Consider the following 12,689-nt stretch of genomic DNA (forward strand, 5'->3'; position numbering starts at 1 on the left):
CATGTCGCGCAATGACCTCACGCCTTGAGTATGGTGGCGTCAATCTCCACGAGTTGCCCCACGTAGCCCAGTCCGGCAACACCGAGCAGGGTGGCAGGTGGAACCTGGCCACCAAACCCATCGGCGACCGCGGACCATGCCGCAGAGAGGCTTGCTTGATTGCCGACCACGTACACGACCAATTGCCGAATGTCCGTGGCTTGAAATCCGTGCACTGCGAGCAGCCGTTCCAGGTTGCGCAGGCACTGCACGGCCTGTGCGCCCGGGTCTTCGGGACCTACCAGGTGGCCATGGGAGTCGAGAGGCACCTGGCCGGCCACAAACAGACGATCGCCGACGCGATCCGCGTAGCGGTACTGCGGTGTGGCTGGGAGTCCTGCATTGCGTTCGGCTTCATTCATCGGGCTTCATCACCAAGTGGTTGAGATTGGGGGGGCTTGGCTGCCATCTGCTCGGCATCTGAAAGCGGCGCAGCGAATGCTCGTAAACGCCCAACGCAATTCAGACCGCAGAACCCGGCAAGCATCAACCCGGCAACCATGGCTTTCCAGCAGTCAGGGACCGGACACTTGTGCATCACATTTTGGACTGCAAACCAGCGGGTAGTGAATCGATGGTCACTTAGGCGTAGTACTGTCCAACGACGGCTTCGGGCCCAAAGCCGTCGTTGGGAAACGCCATCCAGAAACTGCCATTGGTTTGTGGCCCGCTGGCTCAAACCAAACGTGCCCTTGGGAATCTCGGTCAGAGCAGCTGGCAAGCTCTAGTCGGCCGAATTGACACCTGCCGGCTTTCTCGGACTTTCTACCTGGATTTTAAACAGGCCATTACCTGCAAGCCTATATTGCAAGCCATCTCCAGGAGAGACTTGCGCCCAGAACGTCTCGCACGATCCAGTTATCCCGTAGGTTTTAGGGATACATCATCACGTTAGCCTTATGAACCGTTTCTTCATCGCACTCATTTCTAGCCTCCTTCTTGCAGGCCCATGTCATGCAGAAGAAAATTCAAAGGAACCACTGGGACCTGACAAGTGGCCAGTGACAGTCGAAGCAACTGTAAAGGACATACTCTCCAGCATGTCGGAACAGAGCAGGAAGACTGTTCGAGACACACCTGAAGGAGACCTCATCATGTTCCACAGGGGTTGGGGAACAGGAATTCGAAACCATTACGGCCTATGGCGCGGAAATCGCAGTCTCTTGGAGAACGCTTGTGGCAAGGGCTGCCATCCAGACGAGGCGTCTATGGTCATCATCAAAGCCGTATGGCGAAGGCTCCAAGACAAGAGTTAACCCCTTAGTCGAGTTGCCCCGTTGCAGCAAGCTTCAATGGGAAACTCCGTACAGCCGCAGTTCACGAAGAGTGATACCTCGAGAAAATTCGAGAACGATTTGCCTCAGAAGCGCCGTTCAGTGAATTTACGCTTCTAGCCGCTACTCGACCGTCGAGCTATCCAATCATTCTGATGAAATCGCGGACGCTGGCCGCGATCTTGAGGTCAGCGCCGAGCTTGTGGTCCCAGTGGCGAACCGAGCCATCACAGTGTCTCAAAAAGAAGTTCCCGCTCTCATCGGCACCGATGATGCACACACTTTTCCCGCGCCACCATGAGGCACTGAGCGGACGCCACTCGCTTTCAGGGATGAGCAGCACTATAGAAACCTCCCTCTCGCCGACTCGCACACGGTTTCTACCGAATAGTGCTTTCACTGACACGGAAGATACATCTTCAGATTTCATGAGCAGGTGAGGCAGTGGCGGAGAGACTCAAACGACCGCTTGGCCGACTGCGCAAGTCTAGCTGGCAGCGCCCGTGCCTTGTATCCCCCAAGAAGGCGACCCAGCGAAGCCGAGCAGATGGTCATCGCCAGCGACCTGGGAGTGTCCACGAGGGCCGGTCGCGGTGTTCAATTCATTCCGCTCCTGCAGTCCAACTGCATTCGCTCCGACGACCCAGCAGTGACCGAAATATGCAACTGAGCGGCCAGACCCCCTCCAGCGTCGTGCCTCAGCCCAGCAGCACCAGGCAGCAAAGATCCTCCGAGCCCTACTCAGCCCGGTGGCGCCCCCGGGCCGGCCCCACATCGGCCAGCATGCCGATCAGCGTGTCCGGGCTCACAGGCTTGACCAGGTGGTGGTCGAAGCCCGCCTCCCTGGCCCGGCGCATGTCCTGCGCCTGGCCCCAGCCGGTGATGGCCCACATCTGCGCCAGGCTTCGGGTTCCGAGCGCGCGGATGGCCTCGCAGGCCTCGTAGCCGTTGAGCCGGGGCATGCCGATGTCCAGCAGCACCAGCTCGGGGTCGACAAGCCGCGCGGCCTCCACGGCCGCCTCGCCGTCGTAGACGCGGTGCACGCTGTGGCCCAGGGCGCCCAGCAGCTCGGCCAGGGCATCGGCCGCGTCCTGGTTGTCGTCGGCCACGAGGATGCGCAGCGGCCGCACCGGCCTGGCGGCCTGCCCGCTGCCCTCCGGCAGGGCCATGGCGGCAGGCGCGGCCGGGCCGGCCAGGGGCAGGCGCACCACGAAGGAGCTGCCGTGCCCCACGCCCTCGCTCAGGGCCGCGATGGAGCCGCCGTGCAGCTCGATCAGGCGCCGCGTGAGGGCCAGCCCGATCCCCAGGCCGCCGCGCGAGCGCGACAGGGCCGCCTCCTCCTGCGAGAACATCTCGAACACTTTCTCCAGCCGGCCCGGCGCGATGCCGATGCCCTGGTCGGTCAGCGTGACCCGGGCCTCGTCGGCCGAGGTATCGACCGTGAGCTCGATGCGCCCGCCGGCGTCCATGTACTTGGCCGCGTTGAGCAGCAGGTTCATGAAGACCTGGGCCAGGCGCGTCGGGTCGCCGTCGAGCGTGAGCGACGGGGGCGGCAGCTGCAGCACCAGCGTGTGCCGCTGCTCATCGATCATGGGCCGGGCCGCGTCGATGGCGTCCTGCAGGATGCCGGCCAGCTCCACGCGGCTGCTGTGCAGCTGGATCTTGCCCTGGTTGATGCGGCTCACGTCCATGAGGTCGTCGATCAGCCGGCTCATGGCCTTGACCTGGCGGTCGATGAGGTCGGCCGAGCGCTCGACATGCGGCTGCGATGCGCCTTTGAGGCGCAGCAGGCGCAGCGCATAGGCCACGGGCGCGAGCGGGTTGCGCAGCTCGTGCGCCAGCGTGGCCAGGAACTCGTCCTTGCGCCGGTCGGCCTCGCGCAGCTGGGCATCGCGCAGCTGCAGCGCATGGGTGCGCTCCTGCACCCGGCGCTCCAGCGTCTCGTTGAGCAGGCGCAGCTGCTCCTGGGCGGTCGCGCGCTCGGCGACCTGCTGCACCAGGGCCTGGTTGACCTGTTCCAGCGCCAGGGTCTTGCGGTACAGGTCGGCGAAGATGGCCACCTTGGAGCGCAGCACGCCCACGTTGAAGGGCTTGTGCAGGTAGTCCACGGCGCCGCTGCCATAGCCTTCCACCACATGCTGGTCGTCGTTGAAGTAGGCGGTCAGAAAGATGATGGGCACATGCGCCGTCTTCTTGCGCTGCTTGATGAGCTGCGCCAGCTCGAAGCCGGTCATGTCGGGCATGTTGACGTCCAGCACCAGCACCGCGAACTCGTGGTTCATCAGCGCCATCAGCGCCTCGGAGCCCGAGGAGGCATGCACCAGGGTGTAGCCCGAGTCCTGGAAGACGGCCTCCATCACGGCCAGATTGGAGGGCTCGTCATCCACCACCAGGATCTTGACGGGCCCGCTGCCGCCGCCCTCGCCCGCCGCCAAGGCGGCCTCGGGTGCTACGGCGGGCGCGGGCGGCACCGGGAGGTCGGGTGTGGCGGGGAACATGGTGCGTGGGCCCGGGCTCAGCGGTACAGCCATACGCGCATCAGCGAGAGCAGCTGGTTGGTGTTGACCGGCTTGGCGATGTAGTCGCTGGCGCCGGCCTCCAGGCATTTCTCGCGGTCTCCCTTCATGGCCTTGGCCGTGAGCGCCAGGATGGGCAGCGTGCCAAAGCGCCGGTCCTTGCGGATCTCGCGCATGGTCTCGTAGCCGTCCATCTCGGGCATCATGATGTCCATCAGCACCATGGACAGCTCGGGCGTGCGGTCGATGATCTCGATGGCCTGGCGGCCGTTGGTGGCGCTGATGACCTCCACGGCATGGTTCTCGAGCACCGAGGTCAGCGCGAAGATGTTGCGCGCGTCGTCGTCCACCACCAGCACCTTGCGCCCGCGCAGCGCGTCCGACGAGTTGTGCAGGCGCTCCAGCATGGCCTGCTTCTCGGGCGGCAGCGCGGTGACCACGCGGTGCAGGAAGAGCGCGGTCTCATCGAGCAGGCGCTCGGGCGACTGCACGTCCTTCAGGATGATGCTGCGCGACAGCGCCTGCAGTCGCTCCTGCTCCTCGCGGCTCAGGTCCTTGCCGGTGAACACCACCACCGGCAGCTGCGACCAGGCGGGCTCGGCGCGCACCTGCTCGAGCAGCTCGAAGCCGCTCATGTCGGGCAGGCGCAGGTCCAGCACCACGCAGTCGAAGGGCTCGGCGCGGAGCGCCTGCAGCGCCGCGCTGCCGCTCGGAGCGGGCACGATCTCGATGTCGTCGTTGCCCAGCAGTTCGAGCACGGCCGCGCGCTCAATGTCGTTGTCTTCCACCACCAAGAGGCGCTTGGTGCGCGGCACGATGAAGTCCTTGATGCGGCCAAAGGCGGCCTCCAGCCCGGTGGTGGTGGGCCCCTTGACCAGGTAGGCGAAGGCGCCGTGCGACAGGCCGTGCTGGCGCTCTTCCTCCTGGGTGATGATCTGCACCGGTATGTGGCGCAGCGCCGGATCGAGCTTGAGCTGGCTGAGCACCGTCCAGCCCAGCATGTCGGGCAGGAAGATGTCCAGGCACACGGCCGCCGGCCGGTACTCGCGCGCCAGCGCCAGGCCCAGGGCGCCCTTGTTGGCGACAATGCCCTTGAAGCCGTGCTCGCGCGCCAGGCCCAGCAGGATGCGCGCGTAGTGCGGGTCGTCCTCGATGATAAGCAGCACCTGGTCCTGCGGGCCGATGGCCTCGCGGTCGTCGGCCACCTGCTCCTCGCGCAGGCCACCCAGCGTGGCCAGCGCTCGGGCGGGGGGCTGCTCGGCCAGGTCCGCCGGCCCGCGCGGCCCGGGGGTCTCGGCGTCCACATGCTCCAGCGGCAGGTACAGGGTGAACACGCTGCCCTGGCCGAAGACGCTGGTCAGCCGGATCTCGCCGCCCAGCAGCACCGCCAGCTCGCGGCTGATGGCCAGGCCCAGGCCCGTGCCGCCGTACTTGCGCGAGGTGCCGGCATCGGCCTGCTGGAAGGCCTCGAAGATGAGCCGCTGCTTTTCGGGCGCAACGCCGATGCCGGTGTCCTCCACCGCGAAGGCGACGACCTGCCGCGCCTGGCGCAGCACCGGGTGGTCCGGCGTCCAGCCGACCTTGGCGATGCCCACGCGCACCTCCACCTGGCCCTGGCTGGTGAACTTGACGGCGTTGGACAACAGGTTCTTCAGGATCTGCTGCAGGCGCTTGGGGTCGCTGGCCATGGAACGCGGCAGGTCGCGCTCGAAGCGGATGTGGAAAGGCAGGTTCTTGGCCTCCGCCACATGGCGGAAGTTGCGCTCGATGTTGTCGCGCAGCGCCGCGAAGCCGATCTCCTCGACATCCACCGTGACCGTGCCCGATTCGATCTTGGACAGGTCCAGGATGTCGTTGATCAGGTGCAGCAGGTCGGTGCCCGAGGAGTTGATGTTGCGCGAATACTCGATCTGCTTGGACGAGAGGTTGCGCGAGCCGTTCTCGGCCAGCTGCTGGCTCAGGATGAGGATGGAGTTGAGCGGCGTGCGCAGCTCGTGCGACATGTTGGCCAGAAACTCTGACTTGTACTTGGAGGTCAGCGCCAGCTCGGAGGCCTTTTCTTCCAGGGCGCCGCGCGCCTGCTCCACCTCGGCGTTCTTGCGCTCGACCTCGGCGTTCTGCTCGGCCAGCAGGCGCGCCTTGGTGCCCAGCTCTTCGTTGGTCTGCTGCAGCTCGCTCTGGCGCGACTGCAGCTCGGCCGTGAGCTGCTGCGACTGGGTGAGCAGGCCTTCGGTGCGCATGGTCGCCTCGATGGTGTTGATCACCGCGCCGATGTTCTGCGCCAGCTGGTCCAGGAAGTTCAGGTTCACCGCGGTGAAAGGCTGCAGCGAGGCCAGCTCGATCACGGCCTTGGTCTGGTTCTCGAACAGCACCGGCAGCACCACCACGTTCACGCGCCGGGCCTCGCCCAGGCTGGAGCCGATGCGGATGAAGTCGGGCGACACGTCCGTGAGCAAAATGCGCTTTTGCTCCAGCGCACACTGGCCCACCAGGCCTTCGCCCAGGGCCAGGCGCTCGGCCAGGCGCGCCTGGCCGACCTGCGCATAACCCGACAGGCGCGCCAGCCCTGCCCCGTCCTGGCCGTCCTGCCCGTCCAGGTGGTAGACCGTGCCCTGGTGGGCGTCGACCAGGGGCGCCAGCTCCGACAGCAGCAGCTTGCCCACGGTGGTGAGCTCGCGCTGGCCCTGCAGCATGCCGGTGAAGCGCGCCAGGTTGGTCTTGAGCCAGTCCTGCTCGCGGTTGCGCTCGGTGGTCTCGCGCAGGTTAGAGATCATGGTGTTGATGTTGTCCTTGAGCTCGGACACCTCGCCCTTGGCATCGACCTGGATGGAGCGCGTGAGGTCGCCCTTGGTTACCGCGGTGGCCACCTCGGCAATGGCACGCACCTGGGTGGTGAGGTTGGCGGCCAGCAGGTTGACGTTGCCGGTCAGGTCCTTCCAGGTGCCCGCCGCGCCGGGCACGTTGGCCTGGCCGCCCAGGCGCCCGTCCACGCCCACCTCGCGCGCCACGTTGGTCACCTGGTCGGCAAAGGTGGCCAGGGTGTCGGTCATGCCGTTGATGGTGTCGGCCAGCGCCGCCACCTCGCCCTTGGCCTGCACTGTGAGGCGCTGGCTGAGGTTGCCATCGGCCACGGCGGTCACCACCTTGACGATGCCGCGCACCTGCTCGGTCAGGTTGCTGGCCATGAAGTTCACGTTGTCGGTCAGGTCCTTCCAGGTGCCGCCCACGCCGCTCACCTGCGCCTGGCCGCCCAGCTTGCCCTCGGTGCCCACCTCGCGCGCCACGCGCGTGACCTCGCCGGCAAAGGAGTTGAGCTGGTCCACCATGGTGTTGATGGTGTTCTTGAGCTCCAGGATCTCGCCCTTCACGTCCACCGTGATCTTGCGGTTGAGGTCGCCGCGCGCCACGGCCGTGGTCACCTCGGCGATGTTGCGCACCTGGCTGGTGAGGTTGGCGCCCATGGTGTTGACCGAGTCGGTCAGGTCCTTCCAGGTGCCGGCCACGCCGGGCACCACGGCCTGCACGCCCAGGCGCCCCTCGGTGCCCACCTCGCGCGCCACGCGCGTCACCTCGGCGGCAAAGCTGCGCAGCTGGTCCACCATGGTGTTGATGGTTTCCTTGAGCTGCAGGATCTCGCCGCGCACGTCCACCGTGATCTTCTTGGACAGGTCGCCATTGGCCACGGCAATCGTCACCTCGGCGATGTTGCGCACCTGGCCCGTGAGGTTGCTGGCCATGGAGTTGACGTTGTCGGTCAGGTCCTTCCAGGTGCCCGCCACACCGGGCACGGCCGCCTGGCCGCCGAGCTTGCCCTCAGTGCCCACTTCGCGCGCCACGCGCGTGACTTCACTGGCAAAGGCCGAGAGCTGGTCGACCATGGTGTTGATGGTCTCCTTGAGCTGCAGGATCTCGCCCTTCACGTCCACCGTGATCTTGCGGCCCAGGTCGCCGCGCGCAATGGCGGTGGCCACGTCGGCGATGTTGCGCACCTGGCCGGTAAGGTTGTTGGCCATGGAGTTGACGTTGTCGGTCAGGTCCTTCCAGGTGCCGGCCACGCCGGGCACCTGGGCCTGGCCGCCGAGCTTGCCGTCGGTGCCCACCTCGCGCGCCACGCGGCTCACCTCGGCGGCAAAGCTGCGCAGCTGGTCCACCATGGTGTTGATCGTTTCCTTGAGCTCCAGGATCTCGCCGCGCACGTCCACCGTGATCTTCTTGGACAGGTCGCCGTTGGCCACGGCGATCGTCACCTCGGCGATGTTGCGCACCTGGCCCGTGAGGTTGCTGGCCATGGAGTTGACGTTGTCCGTGAGGTCCTTCCAGGTGCCGGCCACGCCCTCCACCGCGGCCTGGCCGCCGAGCTTGCCCTCGGTGCCCACCTCGCGCGCCACGCGGCTGACCTCTTCGGCAAAGGCGTTGAGCTGGTCCACCATGGTGTTCATGGTCTGTTTGAGCTGCAGGATCTCGCCCTTGACCTCCACCGTGATCTTGCGCGAGAGGTCGCCCCGGGCAATGGCGGTGGCCACGTCGGCGATGTTGCGCACCTGGCCGGTGAGGTTGCTGGCCATGAAGTTCACATTGTCCGTGAGGTCCTTCCAGGTGCCCGCCACGCCGGGCACGGCCGCCTGGCCGCCGAGCTTGCCCTCGGTGCCCACCTCGCGTGCCACGCGCGTGACCTCGCTGGCAAAGCCGTTGAGCTGGTCCACCATGGTGTTGATGGTGTTCTTGAGCTCCAGGATTTCGCCGTTGACCTCCACCGTGATCTTGCGCGAGAGGTCGCCGCGCGCCACGGCCGTGGTCACGTCGGCGATGTTGCGCACCTGGCCCGTGAGGTTGTTGGCCATGGAGTTGACGTTGTCGGTCAAATCCTTCCAGGTACCGGCCACGCCGCGCACCTGGGCCTGGCCGCCGAGCTTGCCCTCGGTGCCCACCTCGCGCGCCACGCGCGTCACCTCGCTGGCAAAGCCGTTGAGCTGGTCCACCATGGTGTTCAAGGTGTTCTTGAGCTCCAGGATCTCGCCCTTCACGTCCACCGTGATCTTTTTGGACAGGTCGCCGTTGGCCACGGCTGTCGCCACGTTGGCGATGTTGCGCACCTGGGCCGTGAGGTTGCTGGCCATGGAGTTGACGTTGTCGGTCAGGTCCTTCCAGGTGCCGGCCACGCCGGGCACCTGGGCCTGGCCGCCCAGCGCCCCTTCGGTGCCCACCTCGCGCGCCACGCGGCTCACTTCGCCAGCAAAGCCGTTGAGCTGGTCCACCATGGTGTTGATGGTGTTCTTGAGCTCCAGGATCTCGCCGCGCACGTCGGCCGTGATCTTCTTGGACAGGTCGCCGCGCGCCACGGCGGTGGTCACCTCGGCGATGTTGCGCACCTGGCCCGTGAGGTTGCTGGCCATGAAGTTCACGTTGTCCGTGAGGTCCTTCCAGGTGCCCGCCACGCCGGGCACGGCCGCCTGGCCGCCGAGCTTGCCCTCGGTGCCCACCTCGCGCGCCACGCGCGTGACCTCGCTGGCAAAGCCGTTGAGCTGGTCCACCATGGTGTTGATGGTGTTCTTGAGCTCCAGGATCTCGCCGTTGACCTCCACCGTGATCTTGCGCGAGAGGTCGCCGCGCGCCACGGCCGTGGTCACGTCGGCGATGTTGCGCACCTGGCCCGTGAGGTTGTTGGCCATGGAGTTGACGTTGTCGGTCAAATCCTTCCAGGTGCCGGCCACGCCCGGCACGGCCGCCTGGCCGCCCAGCTTGCCCTCGGTGCCCACCTCGCGCGCCACGCGCGTCACCTCGCTGGCAAAGGCGTTGAGCTGGTCCACCATGGTGTTGATGGTTTCCTTGAGCGCCAGGATCTCGCCCTTGACCTCGACCGTGATCTTGGAAGACAGGTCGCCCTTGGCGATGGCGGTGGCCACGCCGGCGATGTTGCGCACCTGGCCCGTGAGGTTGCTGGCCATGGAGTTGACCGAGTCGGTCAGGTCCTTCCAGGTGCCGGCAATGCCGGGCACCTGGGCCTGGCCGCCAAGCTTGCCTTCGGTGCCCACCTCGCGCGCCACGCGCGTCACCTCGGACGAGAAGCCGTTGAGCTGGTCCACCATGGTGTTGATGGTTTCCTTGAGCTCCAGGATCTCGCCCTTGACGTCCACCGTGATCTTGCGCGAGAGGTCGCCGCGCGCCACTGCCGTGGTCACGGTGGCGATGTTGCGCACCTGCGAGGTCAGGTTGTTGGCCATGGAGTTGACCGAATCGGTCAGGTCCTTCCAGGTGCCGGCCACGCCGGGCACCACGGCCTGGCCGCCCAGGCGGCCGTCGGTGCCGACCTCGCGCGCCACGCGCGTGACCTCGGAGGCAAAGCTGCGCAGCTGGTCGACCATGGTGTTGGTCGCCTCCTTGAGCTGCAGGATCTCGCCGCGCACGTCCACCGTGATCTTCTTGGACAGGTCGCCGTTGGCCACGGCAATCGTCACCTCGGCGATGTTGCGCACCTGGGCCGTGAGGTTGCCGGCCATCTGGTTGACCGACTCGGTCAGGTCCTTCCACACGCCCGAGACGCCCTTGACCTGGGCCTGCCCGCCGAGCTTGCCCTCGATGCCCACCTCGCGCGCCACGCGCGTGACCTCGGAGGTGAAGACCGAGAGCTGCTCGATCATGGTGTTGACGAGTTCGGCCGAGCGGTGGAACTCGCCCTTGAGCGGGCGGCCGTCGACCTGCAGCTCCATGGGCTGGCCCAGGTCGCCCTTGGCCACCGCGCCAATGGTGCGCGCAATGTCGGTGGTGGGGCGCACCAGGTCGTCCACCAGGGTGTTGAGGGCGACGACCTGGGCCGCCCAGCTGCCCTGCGCCGCGGGCGCCGAGATGCGCTGCGCCAGCCGGCCTTCCTTGCCCACGGTCTCGCTCAGGCGGGCGACCTCGCCGGTGAAGCCCGCGGCCTGGCGGATGGTCTGGTTGAAGGCTTCGGCGATGCGCCCGTCCGTGCCCGGCCAGTCGACCGGCAGCCGCGCCGCAAAGTCCCCTTCAGAAAACGACAGCAGCGCCGAGAGGATCTGCCGCGAGCGCGCCTCGGCCAGCGGGTCCGGTGCCGCAAGGCCCGGGGCGGGGTCGCGGGCAGGGGGCAGCAGGTCCAGGGACTCCGGTGCAAGGGTTGGTGTCATGGGACTGCACTCGCCTTTCGAATACTACTTGTTGGGACCAAACAACCAAGCGCCTGCCTCCCCCCAGAGAGTGCGAAATGAGTGTAGCCCTTTGTAAATTTATGGATGTAGGAGAGAACCGACAGCAGCGGCCCCTGGGGAAACGGCGTATGCACCCCCTGCCATATCACCCATTTGAGTGCTGCCCGAGCGCAGGGAATCTCGCCACAATGGCGCCCACATTCACCTTGCAGCCCTTGCCGATGCTGACCCTCGCCGCCCTGTTGCTGATTGCCGTGCCCCTGGGCCTGGCCGCGGCCATCGCCTGGGGCGGGCCGCGGGACATCGCGCCGCTGGCCAGTGTGAACAGCCCGTTCGACGGGGTGGATTTCAGCGGCCTGCCGCCCGTGCAGCACTGGGTGGCACGCGATGGCACGCGGCTGGCCTGGCATGCCTATGCGCCGGCGGGCCCGGTGGCCGCGCCGCGCCGGCGGGTGGTGCTGGTGCATGGCTCCTCGTCGCGCGCGCGCTCCATGCATGTGCTGGCCCAGGCGCTGGCCAGCGCGGGCCATGAGGTCGCGGCGCTGGACATGCGCGGCCACGGCGATTCCGGCCCGCGCGGGCAGGCGGCCTACCTGGGGCAGATGGAAGACGACCTGGAAGACTTCCTCCAGGCCGTGCCCCATGCGGGGCCCCAGACCCTGATGGGGTTCTCGGCCGGCGGCGGCTTTGCGCTGCGCTTTGCCGGCAGTGCCCGGCAGGACCTGTTCGAACACTATGTGCTGCTGGCGCCCTTTCTGCACCAGAGCGCGCCCACAGCGCGGCCCGATGTCGGGGGCTGGGCCTCGGTGGGCCTGCCACGCCTGATGGCCCTGCGCGTGCTCAACGGCCTGGGCATCACGGCGTGGAACCACCTCGATGTGCTGCGCTTTGCGCTGATGCCGCATCACGCCCGCACCTCACGCCCAGCTATTCGTACACCGTGGCGATGAACTTCCGCCCCCAGGCCGACTACCTGGGCGATATCCGCCAGGCGCGCGGGCAGCTCTCCATCGTGGCCGGGCAGGACGACGAGGTCTTTCACGCCGACCGCTATGCCCCCCTGTTCGCGCAGGCCGGCCGGCCCGTGCCCGTGGCCGTGGTGCCCGGCACCAGCCATATCGGCCTGGTCCTGGAGCCGCGGGCCGTGCAGGCCGTGGCCCAGGCCTGCACCGCCTGATGTCCGCCGACGCCCATGCCCCATTCCCTGCCGCATCTTGATGAGTCTCCCGCCGTATGAACCTCACCATCTCACCCAAAATGAAGCTCTCTGAACTGCGCATGGCCAGCCTGGAGTTTGCCTTCAGTGCTGTGCTCCCCCTGGGCGTCTGGTTCGTTCTGCTGTCGCCAGACGCCTCCTCCAACGTGCCTTTCCTACAGAACGCGGGCTCCTTCCTGGCCTATGCGTTCACCGACACCGAGGTGTCGCCCACCCTGCGGGTGCACTACATCCTGCTCACGGTGCTGCCGGCCCAGCTCTTGCTGCTGTCGGTCATGACCTGGCGCCAGGCCAGCGCCAAGGCCCGCTGCCACTTCTGGTGCATCTACCTGGGTTGGGTGGCCACGGTGATCGCGATCGCGCTGTTCTACTGGCCGTCTGCCATTGCCTCGGCCCTGGCGACCTACCACGCCGGCAAGGCCGCGTCCGCCTGAGCCCCGGCCCCACCGGTGTTTCCACGAGCCAGCAACGCACACCCCCAGCA

7 protein-coding genes are annotated in these 12,689 nt (G+C 66.8%); 4 read left to right on the forward strand and 3 right to left on the reverse strand.

Going from position 1 to position 12,689, the window contains the following annotated elements; genetic code table 11:
* Positions 1 to 17: 17 nt before the first annotated feature.
* Positions 18 to 401 (reverse strand): RidA family protein, encoded by a 384-nt coding sequence (locus HNP48_RS24050; protein ID WP_184861866.1) that lies wholly within the window; start codon positions 399 to 401, stop codon positions 18 to 20.
* A 537-nt stretch (positions 402 to 938) separates the two neighbouring features.
* On the opposite strand from HNP48_RS24050, the gene HNP48_RS35845 reads away from it, so the two are divergent.
* Positions 939 to 1,295: a DUF6794 domain-containing protein gene (locus tag HNP48_RS35845; protein ID WP_409362581.1), complete on the forward strand. Its 357-nt coding sequence runs from the start codon at positions 939 to 941 to the stop codon at positions 1,293 to 1,295.
* Positions 1,296 to 2,050: 755 nt separating this feature from the next.
* Here HNP48_RS35845 and HNP48_RS24055 read toward each other — a convergent pair.
* Both HNP48_RS24055 and HNP48_RS24060 read right to left on the reverse strand, forming a co-directional pair.
* Entirely contained in the window at positions 2,051 to 3,811 is a 1,761-nt protein-coding gene (locus HNP48_RS24055; protein ID WP_260420356.1) for a response regulator, read from the reverse strand.
* Positions 3,812 to 3,828: 17 nt separating this feature from the next.
* The gene (locus HNP48_RS24060; protein ID WP_184861870.1) at positions 3,829 to 10,968 is read right to left on the reverse strand and encodes a HAMP domain-containing protein; all 7,140 of its coding nucleotides are present in this window, start codon (positions 10,966 to 10,968) and stop codon (positions 3,829 to 3,831) included.
* A 242-nt stretch (positions 10,969 to 11,210) separates the two neighbouring features.
* Between HNP48_RS24060 and HNP48_RS24065 the strand changes: the two genes are divergently transcribed.
* From HNP48_RS24065 to HNP48_RS24070, 3 genes are read left to right on the forward strand one after another with little or no spacing between them, the layout of a single operon-like run.
* The gene (locus tag HNP48_RS24065; protein WP_260420357.1) at positions 11,211 to 11,939 is read left to right on the forward strand and encodes an alpha/beta hydrolase; all 729 of its coding nucleotides are present in this window, start codon (positions 11,211 to 11,213) and stop codon (positions 11,937 to 11,939) included.
* Complete coding sequence (locus HNP48_RS35460) at positions 11,930 to 12,166, forward strand: hypothetical protein (protein WP_260420358.1); 237 nt, start codon at positions 11,930 to 11,932, stop codon at positions 12,164 to 12,166. Before HNP48_RS24065 ends, HNP48_RS35460 begins: the two co-directional genes overlap by 10 nt.
* A 56-nt stretch (positions 12,167 to 12,222) precedes the next feature.
* A complete protein-coding gene (locus tag HNP48_RS24070; RefSeq protein ID WP_184861872.1) occupies positions 12,223 to 12,639 on the forward strand; it encodes a hypothetical protein in 417 nt (138 codons plus the stop codon).
* Positions 12,640 to 12,689: the final 50 nt, after the last annotated feature.

The sequence above is a fragment of the Acidovorax soli genome (genome assembly GCF_014207955.1).
Lineage (GTDB): Bacteria > Pseudomonadota > Gammaproteobacteria > Burkholderiales > Burkholderiaceae_C > Acidovorax > Acidovorax soli_A.

Bases quoted from the DNA above. Each gene is read 5' to 3' on its own strand.
- HNP48_RS24060 (WP_184861870.1), bottom strand. From the start codon at position 10,968: ATGACACCAACCCTTGCACCGGAGTCCCTGGACCTGCTGCCCCCTGCC.
- HNP48_RS35845 (WP_409362581.1), top strand. From the start codon at position 939: ATGAACCGTTTCTTCATCGCACTCATTTCTAGCCTCCTTCTTGCAGGC.
- HNP48_RS24065 (WP_260420357.1), top strand. From the start codon at position 11,211: ATGCTGACCCTCGCCGCCCTGTTGCTGATTGCCGTGCCCCTGGGCCTG.
- HNP48_RS24070 (WP_184861872.1), top strand. From the start codon at position 12,223: ATGAACCTCACCATCTCACCCAAAATGAAGCTCTCTGAACTGCGCATG.
- HNP48_RS24050 (WP_184861866.1), bottom strand. From the start codon at position 401: ATGAATGAAGCCGAACGCAATGCAGGACTCCCAGCCACACCGCAGTAC.
- HNP48_RS24055 (WP_260420356.1), bottom strand. From the start codon at position 3,811: ATGTTCCCCGCCACACCCGACCTCCCGGTGCCGCCCGCGCCCGCCGTA.